Source organism: Bacillus infantis (assembly GCF_020171945.1).
GTDB classification, from domain to species: Bacteria; Bacillota; Bacilli; order Bacillales; family Cytobacillaceae; genus Bacillus_AB; species Bacillus_AB infantis_A.
On record NZ_JAIVAP010000003.1, the window covers coordinates 332953 to 356578 of the forward strand.

The 23626-nt window shown below is 43.9% G+C and carries 21 protein-coding genes and 1 other annotated feature; of the genes, 19 read left to right on the forward strand and 2 right to left on the reverse strand.

Going from position 1 to position 23626, the window contains the following annotated elements; genetic code table 11:
- The first annotated feature begins 116 nt into the window (after positions 1-116).
- The 8 genes from LCM00_RS08425 to LCM00_RS08460 all read left to right on the forward strand — a co-directional run bounded on the left by LCM00_RS08425 (position 117) and on the right by LCM00_RS08460 (position 8053).
- Entirely contained in the window at positions 117-893 is a 777-nt protein-coding gene (locus tag LCM00_RS08425) for a DUF2268 domain-containing protein (protein ID WP_224900606.1), read from the forward strand.
- 165 nt (positions 894-1058) lie between these two features.
- Positions 1059-2084, forward strand: a complete 1026-nt coding sequence (locus LCM00_RS08430) for an ABC transporter ATP-binding protein (RefSeq protein ID WP_224900118.1) — start codon at positions 1059-1061, stop codon at positions 2082-2084.
- Positions 2084-3097, forward strand: coding sequence for an ABC transporter ATP-binding protein (locus LCM00_RS08435; RefSeq protein ID WP_224900120.1), 1014 nt, complete (start codon positions 2084-2086; stop codon positions 3095-3097). The genes LCM00_RS08430 and LCM00_RS08435 overlap by 1 nt, the downstream gene beginning before the upstream one ends.
- Positions 3098-3148: 51 nt before the next feature.
- Positions 3149-4882, forward strand: coding sequence for an oligopeptide ABC transporter substrate-binding protein (opp4A, locus tag LCM00_RS08440; RefSeq protein WP_224900123.1), 1734 nt, complete (start codon positions 3149-3151; stop codon positions 4880-4882).
- Positions 4883-4915: 33 nt separating this feature from the next.
- Positions 4916-5881 carry an oligopeptide ABC transporter permease gene (gene opp4B, locus LCM00_RS08445; RefSeq protein ID WP_022543607.1) on the forward strand — a complete coding sequence of 322 codons (966 nt, stop codon included), beginning with the start codon at positions 4916-4918 and terminating at the stop codon, positions 5879-5881.
- A 13-nt stretch (positions 5882-5894) separates the two neighbouring features.
- Complete coding sequence (gene opp4C / locus LCM00_RS08450) at positions 5895-6815, forward strand: oligopeptide ABC transporter permease (protein ID WP_224900126.1); 921 nt, start codon at positions 5895-5897, stop codon at positions 6813-6815.
- A 196-nt stretch (positions 6816-7011) separates the two neighbouring features.
- On the forward strand, positions 7012-7224 hold the full coding sequence (locus LCM00_RS08455; protein ID WP_224900130.1) for a hypothetical protein: 213 nt from the start codon (positions 7012-7014) through the stop codon (positions 7222-7224).
- 82 nt (positions 7225-7306) lie between these two features.
- A complete protein-coding gene (locus LCM00_RS08460) occupies positions 7307-8053 on the forward strand; it encodes a YjbA family protein (RefSeq protein ID WP_224900132.1) in 747 nt (248 codons plus the stop codon).
- Between the two features lie 368 nt (positions 8054-8421).
- Here LCM00_RS08460 and trpS read toward each other — a convergent pair whose 3' ends face one another.
- The gene (gene trpS, locus LCM00_RS08465) at positions 8422-9411 is read right to left on the reverse strand and encodes a tryptophan--tRNA ligase (RefSeq protein WP_224900134.1); all 990 of its coding nucleotides are present in this window, start codon (positions 9409-9411) and stop codon (positions 8422-8424) included.
- A gap of 100 nt (positions 9412-9511) precedes the next feature.
- Positions 9512-9754: a binding site (T-box leader), on the reverse strand.
- Positions 9755-10359: 605 nt separating this feature from the next.
- On the opposite strand from trpS, the gene LCM00_RS08470 reads away from it, so the two are divergent.
- From LCM00_RS08470 to LCM00_RS08495, 6 genes are all read left to right on the forward strand, one after another.
- Positions 10360-11997 carry a peptide ABC transporter substrate-binding protein gene (locus LCM00_RS08470; RefSeq protein ID WP_224900136.1) on the forward strand — a complete coding sequence of 546 codons (1638 nt, stop codon included), beginning with the start codon at positions 10360-10362 and terminating at the stop codon, positions 11995-11997.
- A 105-nt stretch (positions 11998-12102) separates the two neighbouring features.
- Positions 12103-13038, forward strand: a complete 936-nt coding sequence (locus tag LCM00_RS08475) for an ABC transporter permease (protein WP_224900138.1) — start codon at positions 12103-12105, stop codon at positions 13036-13038.
- Positions 13039-13041: 3 nt separating this feature from the next.
- Positions 13042-13959 carry an ABC transporter permease gene (locus LCM00_RS08480; RefSeq protein ID WP_224900140.1) on the forward strand — a complete coding sequence of 306 codons (918 nt, stop codon included), beginning with the start codon at positions 13042-13044 and terminating at the stop codon, positions 13957-13959.
- Positions 13960-13971: 12 nt separating this feature from the next.
- Complete coding sequence (locus LCM00_RS08485; protein ID WP_224900142.1) at positions 13972-15039, forward strand: ABC transporter ATP-binding protein; 1068 nt, start codon at positions 13972-13974, stop codon at positions 15037-15039.
- Between the two features lies 1 nt (position 15040).
- Positions 15041-15976: an ABC transporter ATP-binding protein gene (locus tag LCM00_RS08490; protein WP_224900145.1), complete on the forward strand. Its 936-nt coding sequence runs from the start codon at positions 15041-15043 to the stop codon at positions 15974-15976.
- 380 nt (positions 15977-16356) lie between these two features.
- Positions 16357-17556 carry a putative glycoside hydrolase gene (locus tag LCM00_RS08495; protein ID WP_224900147.1) on the forward strand — a complete coding sequence of 400 codons (1200 nt, stop codon included), beginning with the start codon at positions 16357-16359 and terminating at the stop codon, positions 17554-17556.
- A gap of 162 nt (positions 17557-17718) precedes the next feature.
- Here LCM00_RS08495 and LCM00_RS08500 read toward each other — a convergent pair whose 3' ends face one another.
- Complete coding sequence (locus LCM00_RS08500) at positions 17719-17907, reverse strand: hypothetical protein (RefSeq protein ID WP_224900150.1); 189 nt, start codon at positions 17905-17907, stop codon at positions 17719-17721.
- A gap of 260 nt (positions 17908-18167) precedes the next feature.
- Here LCM00_RS08500 and LCM00_RS08505 point away from each other — a divergent pair, with 260 nt between their 5' ends.
- The 5 genes from LCM00_RS08505 (at position 18168) to LCM00_RS08525 (ending at position 23583) form a co-directional block, all read left to right on the forward strand.
- Complete coding sequence (locus LCM00_RS08505; RefSeq protein ID WP_224900153.1) at positions 18168-18743, forward strand: GNAT family N-acetyltransferase; 576 nt, start codon at positions 18168-18170, stop codon at positions 18741-18743.
- A 433-nt stretch (positions 18744-19176) separates the two neighbouring features.
- Positions 19177-19572 carry a transcriptional regulator SpxA gene (gene spxA / locus LCM00_RS08510; RefSeq protein ID WP_009794105.1) on the forward strand — a complete coding sequence of 132 codons (396 nt, stop codon included), beginning with the start codon at positions 19177-19179 and terminating at the stop codon, positions 19570-19572.
- A 365-nt stretch (positions 19573-19937) separates the two neighbouring features.
- Positions 19938-20606, forward strand: coding sequence for an adaptor protein MecA (mecA, locus tag LCM00_RS08515; RefSeq protein ID WP_224900156.1), 669 nt, complete (start codon positions 19938-19940; stop codon positions 20604-20606).
- Between the two features lie 87 nt (positions 20607-20693).
- On the forward strand, positions 20694-22211 hold the full coding sequence (gene cls, locus LCM00_RS08520) for a cardiolipin synthase (RefSeq protein WP_224900160.1): 1518 nt from the start codon (positions 20694-20696) through the stop codon (positions 22209-22211).
- A 136-nt stretch (positions 22212-22347) separates the two neighbouring features.
- On the forward strand, positions 22348-23583 hold the full coding sequence (locus tag LCM00_RS08525) for a competence protein CoiA (protein ID WP_224900163.1): 1236 nt from the start codon (positions 22348-22350) through the stop codon (positions 23581-23583).
- Positions 23584-23626: the final 43 nt, after the last annotated feature.

The following is a 23626-nucleotide window of genomic DNA, read 5'->3' on the forward strand; positions in this document are numbered from 1 at the left end:
CAATTCCGGCCTGTGCTGCCTTTTTGCCTTTCTATAAGTCTTCCGGGAAACATTCCTTTACCCGGCCAATAGAATATAAGGATAATCTAACAGGGAGGCGCAGGGCTTTGGGGATCATGGAAACAGATAAATGGCTTGAACAGGATTTCTGGGAGCCTGAGAAAATTTGCAGCCGGCTTCTGGATGAGTTCGGGGAAAAGGAGCCTGAGCCAATTTATGGTTATTTAACACGGTTTGGGATGTACAGGCCGGACCGGGTGAATTTCAAGGTGTACGAGGAATTGGCAGGCAAAGGCACGTGGAAATCAGCAGGCGGGCTTTATAAGAAATACCGGAAAAAGTGGAATGGTCCGGATATACCTGTTTATATCTTTCCGGTGAACAGGAGCGGGAGCAGGGCAAGACGTTCAGGAACGGTGAAATCTGGGGTGTCTTTTCCCGATAAAATGTTTCTTTTCTTTGAACACGCCCAGGATGAGAAAGAACTGGAATCCCTTTTAATTCATGAGTACCATCATGTCTGCCGGATCAGGGAGCAAAAGAAAAAACTCCAGGACTACACCCTTCTTGACTCGATGGTGCTTGAAGGAATGGCGGAATATGCGGTTGAAATGAATTGCGGCAAAGACTATGTGGCATCCTGGTGCACCCGCTATTCAGAAAAAGAGCTTGGAAACTGGTGGAAGAAATATATTAAAGAAAACCTGAAAAAAACAAAAAAAGATCAAGTCCATGATCAGATACTTTTCGGAAAAGGCAGATACCCTGACCTGCTCGGATATGCTGCAGGATATTGGATTGTAAAACAATATTTCGAAGAGAATAACTTTTCTACAAAAGTTTCTTTTAATTTGAAACCCGAAACTTTGGAAGAACAAATTATAATTTTTTAGTATATTAAAGCGCTTTAAAGCCCTAAATCAAGGGCTTTTTGTTTTTTCTAAAATAATGAAAGTTAATAAATTTTAAAAAAATCTTGCAATTGTAATAAATCTGTAATAGTATTTTAATCAAATACAATGAATTAACAGACAATTCAAAAAGGTAAGAGGTGTCCCATGAGCTTTAAATCACACTCCAATACAGATGCACCTTTGCTAGAGGTGAATAATTTAGAGACTGCTTTTTCCATCGATGGAAAATACTACAATGCAGTCGATAATGTTTCTTTCAAAGTCAAGCCCCGCCAGGTAGTAGGCATCGTAGGGGAATCCGGCTGCGGTAAATCGGTCATGAGCCTTTCCGTCATGAAGCTGCTTCCGAAAGGGATCGGCAAGATCAAATCAGGAGAAGTCGTCTTCGATGGGGTTCATCTCGAAGACATGGGTGAACGCCAGATCAATAAAATTCGGGGCAAGGATATTGCGATGATCTTCCAGGAGCCGATGACCTCGCTCAACCCGGTATTTTCAATAGGGTTCCAGCTGCAGGAAGTGCTCTTCAACCATATGAAACTATCAAAAAAAGAAGCGAGGCAGAAAAGCATCGCCCTTTTGAAGAGTGTCGGCATCTCCCGTCCGGAAAAAATCGTCGACGAATATCCTCATCAGCTGTCCGGAGGTATGAGGCAGAGGGTCATGATCGCCATGGCGATTGCCTGCCAGCCGAAGCTGCTGATCGCAGATGAGCCGACGACAGCCTTGGATGTAACCGTACAAGCCCAGATCCTGGAGCTCCTGAAAGAAATACAGGAAGTAAATGATATGTCCATCATCCTGATCACGCATGATCTCGGGGTAGTGGCAGAAATGTGCGATGATGTCTTTGTCATGTACGCCGGAAGAATTGTAGAGCGCACAGATGTCGACACTCTCTTCCATAATCCGAAGCATCCATATACAGAGCTGCTGATGGGCGCCATCCCGAAAATGGATGAAGAAGTCGAATCGCTAAGCACAATAAAAGGGATTGTACCTTCACTTAAAAACATGCCTAAAACGGGATGCAAGTTTGCAGCCAGGTGCCCTAAGGCAATGCCGGAATGCACTGCTGTCACCCCGCTGCTGGCTGAAAATGAAGAAGGGCATGAGGTAGCATGCCTGCTCTATGAAACTAGCAGGCCGAAAGAAGGAGTGACACTATAATGACGACAGCAACAACATCTCCCGCTCTGAAAAAAGACAAAAGCGGCAACGAAACGCTGCTTGAAGTCAGAAATCTGAAAACCTACTATCCTATCAAAGGCGGCATCCTAAGAAGGACAGTGGCTGCCGTTAAAGCAGTAGACGATGTATCTTTTGAAATCAAAAAAGGCGAGACTCTCGGCCTTGTCGGCGAGTCAGGCTGCGGGAAGTCCACAACAGGAAGGACGATCCTGAGACTTCTGGAGCCTACTGAAGGGGAAATCATCTTCGACGGCCAGGATATTACAAATCTCCGCGGAACAACTCTCAGGAAGATTCGCAAGGATTTCCAGATGGTTTTCCAGGATCCATATGCTTCACTGAACCCGATGATGATGGTAGGGAACCTTATATCCGAGCCAATCCGCAACTATACAAGGCGCTCAGAGAAAGCTCTGAAGCCGGAAGTGATGGAGCTCCTGGCAAAGGTAGGGCTTCCTGAAGATGCCTATTATAAATATCCTCACGAATTTTCCGGCGGGCAGAGGCAGAGGATCGGGATTGCCCGGGCCCTGGCACTGAAGCCCAAGCTCATCATTGCCGATGAACCGGTCTCTGCCCTGGATGTATCAGTCCAGTCTCAGGTGCTGAACCTTTTGAAAGAGCTTCAGGAAGAGTTTGACCTTACTTTCCTTTTCATTGCCCACGACCTGAGCGTCGTGAAGCATATGAGCGACCGGATTGGCGTCATGTACCTCGGCGGCCTTGTTGAAGTCGCTGATAAGTCCAGTTTATATGCAGAGCCGCTGCACCCGTATACACAGGCGCTGATCTCTGCCATCCCTGAGGCTGATCCCCGTAAAAAGAAAGAACGGATCATCCTTGAAGGCGATGTCCCGAGCCCGATCGACCCGCCTTCCGGCTGTACATTCCATCCGCGCTGCGCCCATGCAATGCCGGAGTGTTCGAAGATCAAGCCTCAATTAAAGGAGGTGAAGCCTGGGCATAGGGTTGCATGTCACTTATATAACTAAAGCTTGACCATTTTGAAAAAAAAAAGAACCGACAATTATGGGGGGAAAACGATGAAGAAATCAGCATTTTGGCTATTTTCTGTCCTGCTGGTAATGTCCATGTTCCTTGCTGCCTGCTCCGGAAATGAGAATACTTCAGGCGAAGACACTGGGAAAAAAGACGACGACAAAGATGCACAAACAACTGAAGTAGAAGGCGGAAAAGTAACATTTGGTTATACTCAGGCGTTTAAAGGCGTTTTATCTTATGCCTATTATGAAGGGGAAGATGATTCAAATGCCCTTCAGTTCATGCATGAAGGAATGGTTGCTTACAATGATGAGCTGCAACCGATCCCTAACCTTGCATCTTGGGAGTTCAATGAAGATAACACAGTTGTAACTTTCAAGTTTGAGGAAGGCGTTAAATGGCATGACGGCGAACCATTGACTGCTGAAGATATGGAATATGCCTGGTACCTGATCGCAGATCCTACATATGAGGGAGCACGTTTCGCAAACGTGGCGATGATCAAGGGTGCCCAGGAATACAAAGACGGAAAAGCTGACAAGATTGAAGGAATCAAGGTTATTGATGACCTTACAGTAGAAGTAACAGTTACAGAACCTTCTGTCAACCTGATTGACAACATCTGGTCTATTCCAGAACCAAAGCATTATTATGGAGATATTTCTTCTAAAGAACTTCCTGACTCTGACCAAGTCCGTAAAAACCCGATCGGTGTCGGACCGTTTAAAGTAACGAACATCGTTCCAGGCGAAATGATTGAATATGAGCGTTTTGATGATTATTGGAGAGGCCCTGCCAAGCTTGACGGCGTTGTCTACAAAATCATTGATCCATCCCTTGCTGCCGGCCTGATCGAAAACGGCGAAGTGGATGTTATCCAGGCTCCTTCTGACCAGTGGGGACAAATCAAAGAGCTTGGCAATATCAATCCTGTAACAATCGATGCTATGTCATACAGCTATATCGGTATCGACCAAGGACGCTATGATGCAAAAGCAGGAAAAGTTGTAATGGATAACCCTAAATTCTCTGACAAGCGCGTTCGCCAGGCATTGGTTTATGCATTGGACCGCCAGGCTTATATCGATGCTTTCACTAACGGTTTAGGTAAACCGCTTAACGTACCATTCCCATCCGTTTCATGGGCTAAGATCGACGATTCAGAAATCAACACTTATGACTATGATCCAGAAAAGGCAAAGAGCCTGTTAGACGAAGCCGGCTATAAAGATGTGGACGGCGACGGATTCCGTGAAGATCCAGACGGAAAGCCTTTCTCAATCAACTTTGATGCAATGGCAAGTGCAGAAACATCTGAAGCACGTGCTCAGTTCATCCTTCAGTCTTGGGGTGAAGTTGGAGTCAAGGCTCAGCTTAACGGCGGTTCCCTGAAAGACTTCAACCTGTTCTATGACACTATCGAAGCTGATGATCCATCTGTGGAAACTTTCCATGGTGCATGGGGACTTTCATATGATCCAGATCCATCCGGCATCTGGCTGTCAACTGACAAGTGGAATATGTGGCGCTGGCTGAATGAAGAATCCGATGCACTCATCAAGAAGGGTGTTCAATTCCCTGAAGATGAAAACCAGGATGTTATCGAATACCGTAAAGAAGTATACAACGAGTGGCAGAAACTTGTTAACGAAGAGCTTCCTGTAATCTTCTTCGACCAAAGGGAAGATGCATGGGCAATCAACAAACGTGTTGGCGGAGTCAAAGTAACTCCTGGCGGCACTGATGAGTTCTACAAATGGCACATTGTTGAGTAATAAGAAATAAGGTTTAGATAAGGGGAATGGAGTATGCTACAATACACAATCCGAAGACTTATAGGTATGATCCCAATAATTTTCCTTATCTCCATAGTGGTGTTCACCCTGGCAAAGCTTATGCCAGGGGACGCCCTCTCTGGAAAAATCGATCCGCTTAATTCCGATCCGGAATATATCGAGGAAATGCGTGAAAAGATGGGCTTGAATGACCCAATCCATACACAGTATTTCCGCTGGATAGGCGGAGTGGTTCAAGGGGATTTTGGGGATTCATTCATCCATAAGCGCGATGTAATGGAATTGATCGGCGACAGGCTGCCGAACACTGTTTTCTTAGGTTTTACTTCACTTATGATCACTTATATTCTAGCTTTTATGATGGGCAGGTTCTCAGGCAGATTTGCCTACAGTCCAGGAGATTATCTAATATCAGGAATAAACTATTTGGCCTTGGCCATTCCAAGCTTTGTTGCAGCACTAGTGGCAATTTACGTATTCTCTTTCCAGCTGGGATGGGTCCCGGCGACTGGAAGTATAGGTTCAGGCGTTGAACCAGGATCTTTTGAATATTATTTAAGTAAAATCAAGCATACTATTCTTCCTGCGCTCGTATTGGGCACGATGGCTACGGCTGGATATACCCAGTTCCTGCGCAATGATATGATCGAAAGCTCTCGCAAAGATTATGTTCGTACAGCCAGAGCAAAGGGTACGAAAGAATCAGCGATTTATAATAAGCATATCCTCAGAAATTCGGTCATTCCGATTATTACACTGCTGGGCTTTGACATTGCTGGCCTTTTCGGGGGAGCTATTATTACCGAAACCATTTTTACATATCCGGGAATCGGATACCTGTTTGTAGAATCAGTAAACTCACGTGATTATTCCGTTATGATGGCCATCACCATGATGCTGACCATCCTGACGCTTATTGGAAATTTAGTTGCAGATATACTATACGGAATAGTAGATCCGCGCATACGTTTAAGTTAGGTAGGTGAGAGTTATGGAACCAACAATTTCGCAGCAAAGTACAACGGCTGTTGAGGAGCCTGTAAAGCCTCCCAAGAGCCAGTCGCCATGGGCTCTCGCCCGCAGGAAATTCTTAAAGAATAAACTCGCCATGATCAGTCTCTGCTATCTTGTACTGATTGTGTTAGTTTCAATTTTTGCCGAGCCGCTGTCCATGCCGATTGAGGAGACGGCTAAGCTGAATTTGACTGAAATCAGCAAAGAGCCTTCAGCAGACCACTATTTTGGTACAGATAAGTCTGGGAGAGATGTATTTGCCAGGACCCTGCATGGAGGGAAAACGTCATTGACTCTTGCCTTCTCCATCACCATTTCAGTAGTTGTGATTGGAACGATCGTAGGGGCCACCGCCGGATTCTTCGGAGGCTGGGTTGACAATGTGCTTATGCGATTCACCGACTTTATGATGAACTTCCCGTTCCTGCTTTTCGTCATCGTGCTTAAGTCTATTTTCATAGAATCAAGTACAGCTACACTCATCTTCGTCATAAGTGTGCTGAGCTGGACAGGAATAGCCCGTCTGGTGCGAAGCAAGGTGATGGTAGAGAAAGAAAACGAGTATATCATGAGCTCCATCTCTATCGGCTGTTCGTCAGTTACAACGATCTTCAAGCATCTATTGCCGAATGTAATGTCTACTATTATTGTACAGGCTACATTGACACTTGCTGCCATGATCGTGGCAGAAACAGGCTTAAGCTTCCTGGGCTTCGGTGTGCCGATGAACATTCCAAGCTGGGGCAATATGCTCCAGGATGCAAGAAGTCCGGATGTATTGACCAGCAAGTGGTGGATATGGATACCGCCCGCAACGGTTCTTACACTGACAATACTATCAATCAACTTCGTTGGCGAGGGTCTGAAGGACGCATTTAACCCTAAGTCAAATAGATAATGCGGCTGGCTTCAGCCGGAACCATAAAGGGCGAGACACTTCAGGTGCTCACCCTTTTTTAATGCAGGCAGTTAAAGATCCTTTTGGGGTCTTTTTTCTTTTCGCCGTATGATTTAACCCTCTTAATCATATATATGTTAAAAAACAAGGGAGCAGGAGTATATATGGGACAAGCAAAAAGGATTCCGGCTGCCCGATGATCTTCAGACTGTTTATTTTTATCACTGGTTTTGGACTGGCTGTAGCAGGCGGGATCAGCACGGTGGCTTATTTAAATCTCTTAATTGCAGGGCATGGATTGAGTGAATACTTTTCATACATTCTTAAAAGGCCTGAGTGCGGCCTGCTCCCGGCTGGAATTGTCATTATTGCACTGGCCATATACTTTCCGCAGGGAACAGAAGAGTAAACTGTTGCACACAGAGGAATAAATTAACTATTTCCTGCCCATACTGAGTGACAAATAGTTACTTGAAGTGAGGGGTTGTAAGATGTTGTATCTTCATGATGTATGGGTGAACTGGTTTGAAGGGGAAGAGAACGGATATAATGTATGCCATTTCCATGAATGGAGAAAAGATGACAGTGTGGAATTGCTTGATCAGGTCCCGTTGTTAAAGGTAGAGCCGCTTCTTTTCAACTACATAGAAAACGACTTATCAGAACTGCCGCAGCAGCTGCTGAACGACATCTACCAAAAAGCGTATTTGCGAAAAAATCATGAACGGACCCAGCTTGATTACTGTTTTGTCGTCTCCGACGGGTCTGGCATATTGGCAGTCGATACGATCAGCTATAATATACCAATCCGCAAAAGCCGGCTAATACCCAGGCAGGAGCAGCTTGCTTACGAAATGCTTGATAATCAGGAAACAATCCACTATGCATTCAACGACCAATCCTGTTTAAAGGACTTTCACATTTTGTCGCCAGCCCCGGAAATGATGAACGGCCTCACCCGAAAAGAAAGGCAGCTGAAGCAGCTTCTCTTTATGGCTCTTGATCAGCTTCATTCATCTGGGAATACAGCTGAAATCCGTTATTGGTATACAGAATGGAATCCGGAGAAATATACTGTAATCCAGCAGCTGGAATTTGAACAAGCCTGGAAGTCGCTGTATGAGGAAACGAAACTGGGCTGGTCAGGAAAACATGAAGCTTTTTGCGAAAATATCATTAAAGGGCAGCCATTTTTTGAGAAACTGTGGGAAATGGAGCATGGCTCGAAAGTGAATTAATATGCATAATTCCTTACTGCTGGAAAAAAGGATATCTTTTTTTGCTGTAGAAAGATCCAATAAAGTTTGAAAACCCTGTTGATTGGAGTGCAAGGCACGTAGACTCCTCATAAAATGCATGCGCATTTTCTTCGTGCGATGTTAAATTCGAAGAAGAGGATTCAACGTCCTGCGGGAAATAGCGGAAGAGTTGAGACCCCGCAGCCGCTTGCGGTGAGGAGGCTCAACTCCGCCCCGCGGAAAGCGAAGTGCCTGGAACGGAAATCAACAGCCCCATTTAAAGACCTAATTTATGGGGAGGGGGATTTTAAAACCATGCCCACTTCGGTTTAATGAAAAAAGGAGCTGATAACAGCTCCTTTTTTTCATTATCGGCGTTTTCTTCCCAGCCCCATGGCGTTTTCCATTTTGGCCAGCATTTTATTGGCAGTGTATTGAGCTTTTTCGGCCCCTTTATCCAGTATTTCATCCAGCTCGCTTGATTCCATGAGCTGAGTGTATTTTTCCTGAATTGGAACGATTGTGTCGACAACCACTTTTGCAAGATCGCCTTTGAAGTCTCCGTAGCCTTTTCCCTCGTACTGCTCCTCGATATCTTCTATAGTCCTCCCGGAAAGGATGGAGTAGATTGACAAGAGATTGGAAACACCAGGCTTATTTTCTTTATCAAACTTAACGATCCCTTCAGAATCCGTAACAGCGCTTTTGATTTTTTTCTCGATCTGCTTTGGATCATCAAGCAAAGAGATGAAAGACTTCTTATTAGAGTCAGATTTACTCATCTTCTTAGTCGGATCCTGGAGAGACATAACTCTTGCCCCGACTTTTGCGATCCGCACTTCCGGGATTGTAAAGATGTCATTATATTTCTTGTTGAACCTTTCTGCCAAATCCCTTGTAAGCTCCAAATGCTGCTTCTGATCTTCCCCTACAGGAACAAGGTCTGTCTTATATAGAAGGATGTCGGCAGCCATAAGCGGCGGATAAGTCAGAAGGCCGGAAGATACTGCTTCTTTTCCATGGGACTTATCTTTGAACTGAGTCATTCTCTCGAGCTCACCGATATAGGAAACACACTGCATCATCCATCCCGCCTGTGCATGGGCAGCGACTTCAGACTGGATGAAAAGTGTTGCTTTCTCAGGGTCGATCCCGACAGCAAGATAGAGGGCAGCAAGGCTCCTGATATTTTTGCGGAGCTCCATACGGTCCTGCTGGACAGTGATGGCATGCTGATCGACAATGCAGAAATAGCAGTTATATTCGTTTTGCAATTCAACGAATTGCTTCATGGCACCGATATAATTCCCAAGTGTAAGAGTGCCGCTCGGCTGGATGCCGGAAAAGATGGTTTTCATATATATTCCTCCTTGGATGTATCAGCAGACAAAGAATTCAGCCGCAAAAATGGCGATAATTCCGCAAAGAATGTAAAAAGACCATTCGTCCCCCTGTAAAAATAGGGACGAATGGTCCGCGGTGCCACCCTAAGTGCCTCGGCTGAGGCCTCTTATCCCCGGCTTGCCTGCAGGCCGGGCTTCCCATAACGCGGGATACGCCGGAAGCTAATAGGCAGAATGAAGCAGCCTTTCGCAGCCGGAGCTCTAAAGTCCATTCGATTTGCCGGGATGTTTGTTTTCACCAGCCACAAACTCTCTGCATTCCCTGAGCAAATGTACTACTCTTTGTCATTGCTTTTTCATCAACAGTATTGGTTTTATACTTTAAAATATACCAAAACTGAAGAAAAAATCAAGGGAATTCAAAAGCTCCCGCCTGGAAATAGTTTTGGCAAAAAAGAAAAATGTGGTAAAAGTCAAGGTCCAAATGACCTTCATTCAAAGAGCAATTAAGAAAAATTTCAAAAAAATTAAAACTAGCAAACTCTTGATTTAAAAGTATTTTTTCGACAATTTTCTCAATATACCCTCCATTCAAAAATAAATGCCTCTTGCAAACAAGTTTTAAAATACATATAATAAACGTAACAAATGATTCTTTACGAATTTGTAACATTCTTGCATATAGTTCTGAAAACCTATGGATAAAGAGATTAGTAGTAAGTTTATAGCTTACAGAATTTTGGCTTATCCTTTTGATTTTTCTCTCGAATTGTCAGAATAGAGGATAATCTTTGTCTTTTGAGTTATAATCTTACTATTTTTTGCTGCGCGGATAATCAGTTTATTTTTACAATTAATTTACTGACTATTTGAGCAATATTTCCAAGGCGGACAAATGTTTATGCAAGCGTGGACAGATTCCTGCAAAAGGCATTTGTGGAAATTATATAGGGGGGTAACACCGTGAACAAAAGATTATCGATCTTTTTTAGTATGTTGCTTGTTCTAAGCATGTTCCTTGCAGCGTGCAGCGGCGGCGACAAAGACAGCGGCAGCAGCAGCGACGGCGACGGAGGAAAAGACGTACCTCAGGACTTAGCGGTTAACATTAACTCTGAACCGCCTTCACTTCACCCGGGCCTTGCAAAGGATGCAACTTCCGGAACTGTTCTTCGCCAGACTTTCGAAGGTTTGACACGCATCAATCCAGATGGAAAGCCTGAAGAAGCTGCAGCAGAAAAAATTGAAGTTTCAGAAGACCAGAAAGTTTATACTTACACTTTAAGGGATGCTCAATGGACAAATGGAGATCCTGTAACTGCTGAAGATTTTGAGTACGCTTGGAAATGGGCTTTGGACCCTGCCAACCAGTCTGAGTACGCTTACCAGCTTTACTACATCGCTGGTGGCCAGGCTGCCAATGAAGGCACTGGTTCCCTTGATGACGTTGGTGTCGAAGCAGTAGACGAAAAGACGCTTAAAGTTACTCTTGAAAATCCTACTCCATTTTTCAATGAATTGACTGCATTCTATACTTACCTGCCAATCAACAGCAAGGTTGCACAAGCAAACCCTGACTGGGCAAATGATGCAGGCGACGATTACACTTCAAACGGTCCTTTCAAAATGACTGAATGGTCACACAGTGACAAGATCGTTCTAGAAAAGAACGACACTTACTGGGATAAAGACACTGTAAAGCTTAACTCTATCGAAATGATCATGGTAAATGATCCAAATACTGAATTGTCAATGCTTGACAACGGCGAGCTTGACTGGGCTGGAGCACCGACTGGAGCACTTCCAACTGATGCTATGCAAGCCCTTAAAGACGAAGACCGCCTTGTAACACAGCCTATCGCTGGTGTTTACAACTATAAATTCAACACAACTGCAGAACCTTTCAACAACGTGAATATCCGTAAGGCATTCACATATGCAATCAACCGTCAGGAGCTTATCGACAACATCCTTCAGGGTGAACAGCTTCCAGCGATGGCTATCGTTCCGCCGTCAATGTTCGCTGAAAATGAAGAAGGCTATTTTGCTGACAATGATGTAGAAAAAGCTAAAGAATTCTTGCAAAAAGGTCTTGAAGAGCTTGGCTACAAGGATGCTTCTGAGCTTCCTGCAGTAACTCTTTCTTATAACACTTCTGAAGCGCACCAAAAGATTGCTCAGGCAATCCAGGATATGTGGAAGCAAAATCTTGGCGTTGAAGTAACTCTTGATAATTCTGAGTGGGCTGTATACCTTGATAAGGTTCATGCTCTTGACTACCAGGTAGCACGTATGGGCTGGCTTGGAGACTTCAACGATGCAATCAACTTCCTTGAGCTTTACCGTGATGCTGATGGAGGTAACAATGATACTGGATGGGAAAGCAAAGAATTCCAGGATCTGTTAGCTAAATCTGCAACAGAAGCTGATCCAGAAGCGCGTCAGCAGCTGCTGAAAGATGCAGAAGCAATCTTCATGGAAGATATGCCTGTAGCGCCGATCTACTTCTACACAAACAACTGGGTTCAGGATGAAAGCCTTAAAGGCGTAGCTGTTTCCGGACTTGGCGACGTTCAATATAAATGGGCGTACTTTGAATAAGAATAGCTAATAATAATAGCTGTCTAAACGAGAGGTATATGGGGTTTTTCCCCCATATACCTTCGTTTCTGAATAAAGCAGAAATAAAATTGGAGGTGTTTGACAATGGCGAAATATATTGGAAAACGCTTAATCTATATGATTGTCTCGCTGTGGCTTATCATCACAGCAACGTTTTTCTTTATGCGCATTGCACCAGGGAATCCATTTACATCAGAGAAAAAACTGCCTCCCGAAATTGAAGCTAACCTGAATGCCCACTACGGGCTTGATCAGCCATGGTATGTTCAATATGGGGAGTATTTACTGAGAATTTTGAAATGGGATTTCGGCCCGTCTTTCAAGTATAAGAGCCAGACAGTCAATGACTTGATCAGTGAAGGTTTTCCTGTATCTCTTATGCTCGGTATTGAAGCGATCCTGATCGCTGTATCGATTGGTGTTATTTTAGGAGTCATTGCTGCACTTAAGCACAACAAGTGGCAGGACTACACTGCGATGATCGTAGCTGTTATGGGAATTTCGGTTCCATCCTTCATCATGGCAACATTCCTTCAATATTTCCTTGCCATTAAGCTTGGCGTCTTCCCTGTAGCAAGATGGGAATCATTTATGCACACGATATTGCCTGCATTAGCACTGGCAGCTTCGCCAATGGCATTTATTGCCCGTCTGACTCGTTCTTCCATGCTTGAAGTACTGGCGAATGATTATATCAAGACGGCTAAATCAAAAGGTTTAAGCCAGGGTGTTATCACCATAAAGCATACTATAAGAAATGCAATGCTTCCTGTTGTTTCATATATGGGCCCTCTATCTGCGGGGATCATTACAGGGAGTTTCGTAATTGAGAAAATATTTGGTATTCCGGGGCTCGGCTCTCACTTTGTATTAAGCATCGCAAACCGAGATTATACCGTTATTATGGGAGTTACCGTATTCTACAGTGTTATTCTGTTAGTGTCTATTCTCCTTGTCGACATTGCGTACGGACTCATTGACCCGCGCATCAAACTTGCAGGCGGGAAGAAAGGAGAGTAAATTATGGGACAGTTATCAAAAGATAAATTCAGAGTTGTTGGCACACAAGAAAATGATGCTGAAAAAATCAGTAAACCAAGCCTGTCGTTCTGGAAAGATGTTACACTTAGATTCCGAAAAAACAAGCTTGCCATGTTCGGGATTGTGCTTTTGGCCATCCTTGTATTTATGGCAATCTTTGGACCATATATGACACCATACGATTATGCATCAAATGATCTTGGCAATAAAAATCAGTCGCCATCATCCGAGCACTGGTTCGGTACAGATGACCTTGGACGGGATGTATTTGCCCGTACATGGGAAGGTGCGCGAATTTCCCTGTTCATCGGTCTGGCAGCTGCTTTGATTGATCTCTTCATCGGCGTACTATGGGGCGGCATCGCCGGATTCAAAGGCGGACGCACCGATGAATATATGATGCGTGCAGCGGATGTCCTTTATGGTATTCCTTACTTGCTGCTTGTTATCCTTCTTATGGTTGTATTAGGACAGAGTGTCGGCACAATGATCCTTGCCATGACCATTACCGGATGGATCAATATGTCCCGTATAGTCCGTGGACAAGTCCTGTCACTCAAAAACCAGGAATATGTTCTCGCTTCACGCACCTTGGGAGCAAATGTATCGCGCATCATGTTCAAGCACCTGATCCCGAATACAATGGGCCCAATTCTGGTAACCATGACACTTACAGTGCCTTCAGCAATCTTTACTGAAGCATTCCTTAGCTATCTGGGACTTGGTTTGACACCGCCTGTAGCGAGCTGGGGAACCATGGCAAATGACGGCCTTCCGGCACTTAGATATTATCCTTGGCGCTTGTTCTTCCCTGCAACGTTTATCTGCTTAACCATCTTTGCATTTAACGTAATCGGAGACGGACTTCGTGATGCGCTAGATCCGCGACTACGCAAATAAGGAGTGAGATAAATGGAAAAATTACTCGAAGTAAAAGATTTAAGAGTCTCATTCCAGACTTATGGAGGAGAGGTCCAGGCTGTCCGCGGCGTGTCCTTCGATCTTCATAAAGGTGAGACCCTGGCGATTGTCGGCGAGTCCGGTTCAGGTAAAAGTGTTACCTCCCAGACAATCATGAAATTGATTCCAATGCCGCCGGGCAGAATAGCTGGAGGACAAATCCTCCTTAATGGCGACGATATTGTTCCAAAGTCAGAAAAGGAAATGGAAAAGATCCGCGGTAAAGAAATCAGCATGATCTTCCAGGATCCAATGACTTCCCTCAATCCAACGATGAAGATCGGCCGCCAGATCATGGAGGTGCTGATCAAGCACCAGAATATGTCATCTTCCACTGCTAAGGAGAGGGCAACAGAACTTCTGCGCCTTGTTGGAATTCCTATGCCGGAGAAGCGTGTAAACCAATATCCACACGAATTCTCAGGCGGTATGAGGCAGCGTGCCATGATCGCCATTGCACTTGCTGCGAGTCCAAAGCTCTTGATTGCCGATGAGCCTACAACAGCACTTGATGTAACAATCCAGGCTCAAATCCTTGATTTAATGAAGGATCTGCAGAGCAAAATGGATACTTCTATTATCTTCATTACCCATGACCTTGGCGTAGTTGCCAATGTAGCTGACCGTGTTGCTGTTATGTATGCCGGACAGATTGTTGAGATGGGCACGGTCGATGAAATTTTCTATGACCCGCGCCATCCTTATACATGGGGATTGCTGGCATCCATGCCTAGCCTGGAGAACAGCAACCAGACTGAACTGACAGCTATTCCTGGAACTCCTCCTGATTTGACAAATCCTCCAGCAGGAGATGCATTTGCAGCGAGGAACCAGTTTGCATTGGCCATAGACTTTGAAGAAGAGCCGCCAATGTACCAAATCTCTGAAACGCACTTTGCAAAAACATGGCTGCTTCACCCGGATGCACCGGAAGTAGAACCGCCTGAAGCTGTCAAGCGCAGGATCCGCAAGCTCTCTTCCACATTTGATAAGCCCGTTTTAGTGAAGGAGGGCAAATAAAATGGCTGAAAAATTAATTGAAATCAAGAACCTCAAGCAGCACTTTAATGTCGGCCGCCCTAATATGGTAAGAGCAGTAGACGGCATTACATTCGACATCTACAAAGGTGAAACACTCGGCCTTGTAGGCGAGTCAGGCTGCGGTAAGTCGACGACTGGGAGAACAATCATCAGACTGTACGATGCTACAGACGGACAAGTCCTTTTTGAAGGCGAGAATGTCCATGGAAGGAAATCTGCTAAAGAGCTGAAGAAATTCAACCGCAAAATGCAGATGATTTTCCAGGATCCATACGCTTCCCTGAATCCAAGGATGACTGTAGCCGACATCATCGCTGAAGGCATTGACATCCATGGGCTTGCCGCAAGCAAGAAAGAACGCATGGAAAGAGTCTATGAACTCCTGGAAACAGTCGGCTTGAACAAAGAGCACGCTAACCGTTACCCGCATGAGTTCTCAGGCGGACAGCGCCAGCGTATCGGGATTGCCCGCGCTCTTGCCGTAGAGCCTGAATTCATTATTGCTGATGAGCCTATTTCTGCTCTTGATGTTTCCATCCAGGCACAGGTAGTAAACCTGATGAAGCAACTGCAGCGTGATAAAGGGCTGACATATCTGTTTATTGCCCATGACCTTTCCATGGTTAAATATATCAGTGACAGAATTGGGGTTATGTACTTCGGCAAGCTGGTTGAAATCGCTCCAGCTGATGATCTGTATAACAACCCGCTTCATCCATACACACAGTCCCTCCTTTCCGCCATTCCTCTTCCGGACCCGGAAACAGAGAGGACAAGAAAGCGTACAACCTATGATCCTGCTGTTCATGGCTACTCTGACAGCGATCAGCTGGAAATGCGTGAAATTGCACCAGGACATTATGTTTACTGCTCTGAAAAGGAAGCAGTCCAATATAAGGCCCAATACAAAAAATAACAAAAGACGATCTCGTTCCGAGATCGTCTTTTGGCTTTTAATTACATCAAAAAAAGAGAACAGCAAAATTTCAAAAATTCGTTGCAGGTGATGTAAAAAGCCAAGTTGTAAAAACGATCTATTTCGGAATGTGAAGTATCACTTTACCCCTTTTTCTCGTTAACGCATTTATCTTGTAATAATAATACAACATTTTGATAACAATTACTATTACAAATTTTCTATATATTCATTAAAGCAACTAAAAACTAAAAAATACTAGTTTTCATGTGTAACAGGAAAGAAGAAAGGGAATGAGTACCATGTTGTTGCTTTTTACATATATAAATGAAAGCAGGCTGCCTTTATAATGAAATTATAAGGATAGAAGGGAGAAGAATATGAAGGCTTTAAAAATGACTGCAGCTGCAGCTGCTTTGTCTTCACTTATCACAATACATGCCAGTGCTGAAGAGAGTGAAAGACTGTCAAACAGCTCCATGCCCGTAAGAGAATACATAGAATTGAAAAAAGAACTGCCAGCAGCCATGGCACGATTTAAATATGATTCAGGCTACACATTTGAATATCCTGATGCTGTAAGGGGAGTCTATGTTACTGGACATTCTGCCGGCGGAGAAAAATTTAATAAGTTAGTAGACCTGATGGATAAAACAGACTTGAATGCCATGGTCATCGATATAAAGGATGACTGGGGCAATCTTACTTATATTCCTGAAGGAGATTCGCCTTACAGTTCCATCGGCAAACCTTACATCAAAGAGCCTGCGAAGGTTTTGAAAACGATGGAGGAGAAGAAAATTTATCCTATTGCCCGTGTGGTTGTCTTCAAAGACAGCGTATTGGCCAATAGCAAGCCGGAATGGTCCTACAAGGATGGAAATAAGGTTTGGTCAAATGGCAGAGGTGAATCATTCGTAAACCCATTCCTGAAAGAGGTATGGGATTATAATGTCGGGATTGCCATTGAAGCTGCAAAGATGGGCTTCCAGGAAATTCAGTTTGATTATGTCCGTTTTCCTGAAGGGTTTGAAAAACGTGAAGACACTTTAACCTATTCTACTGGAAAGTATAATGGCGCTGAAGACAATGTGCAAAAAAGGGTTCAGGCTGTCACAGACTTTGTAGCCTATGCCAGGGAACAGCTTGAGCCATATGATGTCCAGGTTTCCGTTGATATATTTGGCTACAGCGCAACACTGCCGGAAGCACCGGGGATCGGCCAGAATTTCTCTAAGATATCCTCTAATGTTGATGTGATTTCTTCCATGATATATCCTAGTCACTGGACATCCTATTTCGGGATCAGCAAGCCTGATCTAGAGCCATATAAGCTTGTGGCTGAATATTCTAAGCTGGAAAAGAAGAAGCTTGCAGAGCTGGAAGAAGCTCCTGTATCAAGGCCATGGCTCCAGGACTTTACAGCTTCGTGGCTGGGGGCAGGGAATTACAAGGCATACGGCAAGCAAGAGGTAGAAGCCCAGATCAAGGCGCTTAAAGACCAGGGCATCAATGAATATCTCCTTTGGAATGCAGGCAATTCCTACACAGAAGGCGTTGACTATACACCAGGGGAATAACAAGAGAGAAGCCGGGCAAATTTGGCCCGGCTTCATCTTTGTTCAATGGAACGGCCTTTTTACAGGATAAGGCCGCATATGAATGATGTTTTCCAAAGAGCATTAACAGCATGCTGTTATTTGACACAGGATCTGTATGCGGTATCATAGTATATGGCAGGATCAGTTTTGCTTTCTGCCGCCTACATTTTTCCACCCAGTCTGCACCTTTGCGGATTGATCCACAAATTCGGATTTTCGTTTACCGCCGAACAGCTTCTCGCCGATTCCATTCGCTGCAACTCCAATTATAGCAGTAATCCCAATCACGAGCAGGGCAACAATCGATAAATCCGCAGCAAATTCAATCATATAAACCTCCATCTTTCTTTTCACAGCGGCGCTGCGAATAATTTGTATTGCCAAATGTCAGTATCCCTTTCTATTTATTGTAAAAGAACCGCAGTTATTAGAAAAGGTTTATTGTATAAATACTTTACAATTTGGCAAATTATTAGTGTATTTTACGTGTGCGTTTCCAAGCGGGGAAATTATGCCCTGCATCAGCCGGGAAAGTGTGGAGAAAGATGGATGCTTATCGGACTGGACTATTAAATAAAAGGAGTTAAAATATGCATTGGTATGAAAAATTAAATCAATATTTCCCTATTGAAGAAATGAAGTCCCGCGAGCATATGGAGACACTTCTCAAGGAACGCTCTGAAATCTATCATAAGGACGAAGGCGATAACCATGTTCTGATGTATGTTGAACTGGATAACTTCGTGTTCATCGACTACCTGTTTGTTTCAAAGGCAGCCAGGGGACAGGGGCTGGGCCATAAACTCCTTGATAAGCTTAAGAAAAAGCGAAAGCCGATCATCCTTGAAGTAGAGCCGGTTGATTATGAAGACACCGACACGGAAAAAAGGCTCAAGTTTTACAAGCGGGAAGGCTTTGAGCATGCCCAATCGATCGGATACAGAAGGCGTTCGCTGGCAACAAAGGAAATCAACAGCATGGAAATCCTTTATTGGGCCCCTGGAAATGAATCGGAAGAACTGATTTACGACAGCATGAAGAAGACATATGAGCTGATTCATACGTATAAAGATGCTCACTTTTACGGAGAATCGTACCAGCCGGTAGAGGAAGTGCTGACATTTGAAGAAGATAAAAGTTCTGAAGACGTTTTGAAAGGTCTTTAGGAAAAGTGCTGCTATTTTTAATAGCAGCATTTTCATTTTCATAAATTAATTGAGAATTAAAAATAAGGTTTACTGCCTGGGCAGCATGGGTATAAAACATATAAAGGTCATTTAAGGCATCAGGCCATTAAAAGTTCTACATAAATATGGCCATCAAGCAGGGAAAGGTAGAATCTATTAAAATTTTTGAAACTTTTGTCTCTCTCGTACGTCTTATATAGTAGAATGCTTTAGAAAAATGAACTGTAGAACCTTTGCATAAGTCTTTTAGCATATTTCTAAAAAGGTATACCAAATGCATGTTTAATGGTGTATAATAATTAATATAAATTACTAATTTAAAGTAATTTTAATTAAGGGTTCATATTTTCTGAGTATAATTCTTGTAAAAGATCTTTATATATGTCTAATTTAAGGAGTGTGAATTTGTAAAATGGTCACATTATACACTTCACCAAGTTGCACATCTTGCAGGAAAGCGAAATCATGGCTTGAAGAGCATGAAATAGGCTATAAAGAGCGGAATATTTTTTCCGAACCCCTTTCAATTGATGAAATCAAGGAAATCCTCCGTATGACGGAAGATGGTACGGATGAAATTATCTCTACGAGATCAAAAACGTTCCAAAAACTTGACGTAAACCTCGAAACCATGCCGCTTCAAGAGCTGTTTGAATTGATTAAGGATAACCCGGGCCTGCTCCGCCGTCCAATCATTATTGATGAAAAGCGCCTTCAGGTTGGCTATAATGAAGATGAAATCAGACGATTCCTTCCGCGCAAAGTACGTACGTATCAGCTGCGGGAAGCACAGCGTATGGTTAACTGATGAATCAGCTCTTTATCTCTTTGAGATAGGGGGCTTTTTATTTTGTGCTTTTTTGTTCTTTTCCGCTGATTTATATATACATAAGCCATACTGGCTTATCGGCAAGCTCAGTTGTTTGTACACAATTAAAATTTTTGGTAAGATTAAATGTACTAAAATGAAGCATATAGGCATACAATGGTTTTTTAAAACCTGCTTCGTTTTAATTCCCTTTATCCCCTTTTTGTCATAAAATAGGAGTATAAGGCAACAATACAGTTACCTTCCTAGAAAGATTAAAGCCAACTTTATTGGGTAAAGGATATAAACAACATCTTATGGGGGTATTTAGTCCCTTCAACAATCGCCGGAAGGGAGAGTTCTGAATGGAAATTGAACGGATTAATGATAATACTGTCAAGTTTTACATTTCTTATATTGATATAGAAGAGAGAGGCTTTGACCGGGATGAAATCTGGTACAACAGGGAGCGGAGCGAGGAACTCTTTTGGGAAATGATGGACGAAGTGCATCAGGAAGAAGAGTTCATGGTGGAAGGGCCTTTATGGATTCAGGTACAAGCTTTGGATAAAGGGCTCGAGGTGCTTGTTACCAAGGCGCAGCTTTCCAAAGACGGCCAGAAATTCGAACTTCCCGTCCCTGAGGATAAGCTGAAAGATCTGCCTGTTGAAGAGAGGATCGAGGATTTGCTGGATCAGCATTTCACAAAGCATGAAGATGAAGAAGACTCTTCTTATGAAGATAATCTTGAGTTTCTTCTGAAATTCGATGATTTTGAGGATATCATTTCCCTTTCCAAAACCTCCAGCCTTGATTCCTTGGCGACAAAGCTTTATTCATTTGAAAATAAATATTATTTGTATGTTGAATTTCCTGACGAGGAAGATCTTGATGAAGAGCAGATTGATAATGCTTTAAGCATCCTGCTTGAATTCGGCCATGAAACCCAGACGACGATCCACCGGATTGAAGAATACGGTAATCTTATCATAGCTGAGAATGTATTCGGGGAGCTCAGGAAATATTTTGATTAAACAATGCCGATTTCTGAATGAAATCGGTGTTTTCTTTGTATATAGAAGGCAGCATGATTTTGCCGGTTGGGACAGGTGACAGCAATAATGAAAAACGCCGTTAGGGTTACCATATTCAGCGGATCCCTGATCTTACTCCTTTTTGCAATCAACAAATTTTTTCCGGTCAATGGCGGCTTTCTGGGTTATTTCAGCCTATTGGTAACTTTATCCGTCATTTTTATTGGGTTCATCATTTTCCTTGAAAACCGCCATCCCTCACAGACTTTGACCTGGCTGGTGGTATTAGGGGGGTTTCCCCTGCTCGGATTTATTTTCTACCTCCTTTTCGGGCGGAACTACCGGAAAGAAAAGATGTTCCGGAAAAAATATTTTTTGGATAAAGAAGCTTTCAGGAAAGTGCAGGAAAACCATGGGAGAAATTACGCTGAAAAAGTACGGCAGATGGGAGAGCATCAAAGGAAGCTTTTCCGTTTGGCCCATGAAATCGGGAACAGCCCTATCTCCTTTGCCACCAGCACAAGAGTTCTTACAAATGGAGAAGAAACCTTTGATCAGATCCTTGGAGCTCTCAGGAGTGCCACCCATCACATCCATTTGGAATATTATATTGTCCGGGATGATCAAATCGGGATGGAGATTAAAGAGATACTCATGCAAAAGGCAAGGGAAGGGGTCAAAGTGAAATTTTTGTATGATGCGGTGGGCTCCTGGAAAATGTCCAAGAAGTATATTCGCGACTTAAGGTCATCAGGGGTGGAGACAGTTGCATTTGGGCCAGTAAAAATGCCGCTGCTGAACAGCAAGTTCAACTTCCGCAATCACCGTAAGATCATTGTCATTGACGGCAATACAGGTTTTATGGGCGGCCTTAACATCGGTGATGAGTATCTGGGGCGCAATCCTTATTTTGGTTTTTGGCGCGATACCCATCTGATGCTCCAGGGGGAAGCGGTGCGTACATTGCAGCTCATATTTCTGCAGGACTGGTATTATATGACCAATGACAGCTTTTTGACAGCTGAATATCTGACCCCGGTTCCCGAGGAAAACAATCATGGCGGGGTACAGCTGATTGCCGGGGGACCGGATAATGAATGGAGTGTCATTAAGAATATCTTCTTCTCGATGATTACTTCTGCGAAAGAATCGGTATGGATTGCCTCTCCTTACTTTATCCCTGATGAAGATATATTCACCGCCATCAAAGTAGCTGCGCTGAGCGGGGTTGATGTCCGCCTGCTGGTGCCGCATCGGCCGGATAAGCGTATTGTTTTTCATGCTTCAAGATCTTATTTTCCTGAGTTGCTTGACGCAGGCGTGAAGATTTATGAGTATCAAAAGGGCTTTATGCACAGCAAGATTGTGATTGTCGACAATGAGCTGGCTTCTATCGGAACATCAAATATGGATATGAGGAGCTTTCACCTGAATTTTGAAGTCAATGCTTTCCTGTTTAAAACTCACAGTACACAAAAGCTTGCTTCTGAATATCTGCTTGATCTTAATGATTCCCAGGAAATGACAAGTGCTCTTTTCGGCAAGCGGCATATTGGGTACAGGCTGCTGGAATCAACTGCCCGCCTGTTGTCACCTCTGCTTTAGGGATTAAGCAGCTAATATATCAAGGGGGAATGCCGCAGCAGCTGCTGCGGCATTTTTCTATGAAGGGACGATCCCTGGCAGGATATCCATTTTAAACAGCGAATTAGTAATAATGAAAAAGAAAGGAGGCGAAACTATGCTGACAGCAATCCGTAAATCAGGCAAGTATATCAATACTGCTGACTTCACGGACAGGGAAATGCTCAGGAACCTTAAGCTAAAAGAGGACAGCTTTCATTGTCCCGTCTGCAGGGAAAAGGTAATGCTGAAGGTGGGCAGGCGGAAGATCCCCCACTTTGCCCATTATAAGGAACTTTCCTGTGAAGCATCCTTTGAAAATGAGTCAGAGTACCATATGAAGGGAAAGCTTGATATTTACCGGTGGCTGATGGCCAATAATGTGCATGCCAGGCTGGAAACATATATAAAAAGCATCAAACAGCGCCCGGATGTCTGCTTTGTTTACGGCGGAAAGAAATTTGCCGTTGAATTCCAGTGCTCCCCTATTCCGGAAACACTGTTTGCCAGCAGGACGAGGGCTTACAAAGAGGCAGGCTTCACGCCCATCTGGATACTGGGAGGAAAAGAGATCAGGCGGACCTCTGCCCGAAAAGCAAGCTTCTCTGAGTTTCATTATTCGTTTGTCAACCGTTCATCAGATACTCCCTATCACTTGCTTTCTTACTGCCCCGATGCACAGAGCTTTATTTTCCTCTCCAATATCTGCCCGCTTACCACCCGTAATGTCCTGACAGACATCTCTGTTATACCGCTGCATAAAATGAATCTTCCAAGTCTAATAACTCCCCCATGGATTGTCCGTTTTCCGCCGGCAGGCTGGCATGAGGAAATCTCCAGGCTGCTGCAAACTTATACGCTGACTCCCAACACATTCAAACATCCCTACTATATGGCCATATATCAAGCTGGACTAAATATCTCCCTGCTCCCGCCGCATATCGGCATTCCTGTCAACCATTCTCCATGGATTTCAACACCTCCGCTAGTCTGGCAGGGGTATCTGCATACTGACTGTTTCATAGGCCTGGAACTTGGAGGGAAGGTGACTGAGGATGAAATCCTGCAGTCACTGAAGCGGCGGATTTTGGCTGGCGATGTGAAAGTCAGGGTGCTTCCCCTTGCAAAAGGAGAATTCAGCCTGGCTATTTCAGAATATTTAAGCCATTTGTCAGCCAACGGAATCTTTAAGTATGAGGGAGGAGGGAGGTACAGTCTCGCGCAGGAATGGACTGTCCCCAGGACAATGGGTGAAGCCGAGATGTTGAGAATGTGTTTTTATAAAAGAATGGAGGAACATTGGCAATCATGTGGAATGGGCAATAATGAAAACAGCTTCACTGACATACAATAAGGGGAGATTTATAATAAAGAAGGAATTTCCCTTTGAAGGTAGA

Bases quoted from the DNA above. Each gene is read 5' to 3' on its own strand.
- LCM00_RS08490 (WP_224900145.1), top strand. From the start codon at position 15,041: ATGGCTGAAAAATTAATTGAAATCAAGAACCTCAAGCAGCACTTTAAT.
- opp4B (WP_022543607.1), top strand. From the start codon at position 4,916: ATGCTACAATACACAATCCGAAGACTTATAGGTATGATCCCAATAATT.
- LCM00_RS08430 (WP_224900118.1), top strand. From the start codon at position 1,059: ATGAGCTTTAAATCACACTCCAATACAGATGCACCTTTGCTAGAGGTG.
- LCM00_RS08525 (WP_224900163.1), top strand. From the start codon at position 22,348: ATGCTGACAGCAATCCGTAAATCAGGCAAGTATATCAATACTGCTGAC.
- LCM00_RS08455 (WP_224900130.1), top strand. From the start codon at position 7,012: ATGATCTTCAGACTGTTTATTTTTATCACTGGTTTTGGACTGGCTGTA.
- LCM00_RS08425 (WP_224900606.1), top strand. From the start codon at position 117: ATGGAAACAGATAAATGGCTTGAACAGGATTTCTGGGAGCCTGAGAAA.
- trpS (WP_224900134.1), bottom strand. From the start codon at position 9,411: ATGAAAACCATCTTTTCCGGCATCCAGCCGAGCGGCACTCTTACACTT.
- spxA (WP_009794105.1), top strand. From the start codon at position 19,177: ATGGTCACATTATACACTTCACCAAGTTGCACATCTTGCAGGAAAGCG.
- mecA (WP_224900156.1), top strand. From the start codon at position 19,938: ATGGAAATTGAACGGATTAATGATAATACTGTCAAGTTTTACATTTCT.
- opp4C (WP_224900126.1), top strand. From the start codon at position 5,895: ATGGAACCAACAATTTCGCAGCAAAGTACAACGGCTGTTGAGGAGCCT.
- LCM00_RS08460 (WP_224900132.1), top strand. From the start codon at position 7,307: ATGTTGTATCTTCATGATGTATGGGTGAACTGGTTTGAAGGGGAAGAG.
- LCM00_RS08480 (WP_224900140.1), top strand. From the start codon at position 13,042: ATGGGACAGTTATCAAAAGATAAATTCAGAGTTGTTGGCACACAAGAA.
- cls (WP_224900160.1), top strand. From the start codon at position 20,694: ATGAAAAACGCCGTTAGGGTTACCATATTCAGCGGATCCCTGATCTTA.
- LCM00_RS08475 (WP_224900138.1), top strand. From the start codon at position 12,103: ATGGCGAAATATATTGGAAAACGCTTAATCTATATGATTGTCTCGCTG.
- opp4A (WP_224900123.1), top strand. From the start codon at position 3,149: ATGAAGAAATCAGCATTTTGGCTATTTTCTGTCCTGCTGGTAATGTCC.
- LCM00_RS08495 (WP_224900147.1), top strand. From the start codon at position 16,357: ATGAAGGCTTTAAAAATGACTGCAGCTGCAGCTGCTTTGTCTTCACTT.
- LCM00_RS08500 (WP_224900150.1), bottom strand. From the start codon at position 17,907: ATGATTGAATTTGCTGCGGATTTATCGATTGTTGCCCTGCTCGTGATT.
- LCM00_RS08485 (WP_224900142.1), top strand. From the start codon at position 13,972: ATGGAAAAATTACTCGAAGTAAAAGATTTAAGAGTCTCATTCCAGACT.
- LCM00_RS08435 (WP_224900120.1), top strand. From the start codon at position 2,084: ATGACGACAGCAACAACATCTCCCGCTCTGAAAAAAGACAAAAGCGGC.
- LCM00_RS08505 (WP_224900153.1), top strand. From the start codon at position 18,168: ATGCATTGGTATGAAAAATTAAATCAATATTTCCCTATTGAAGAAATG.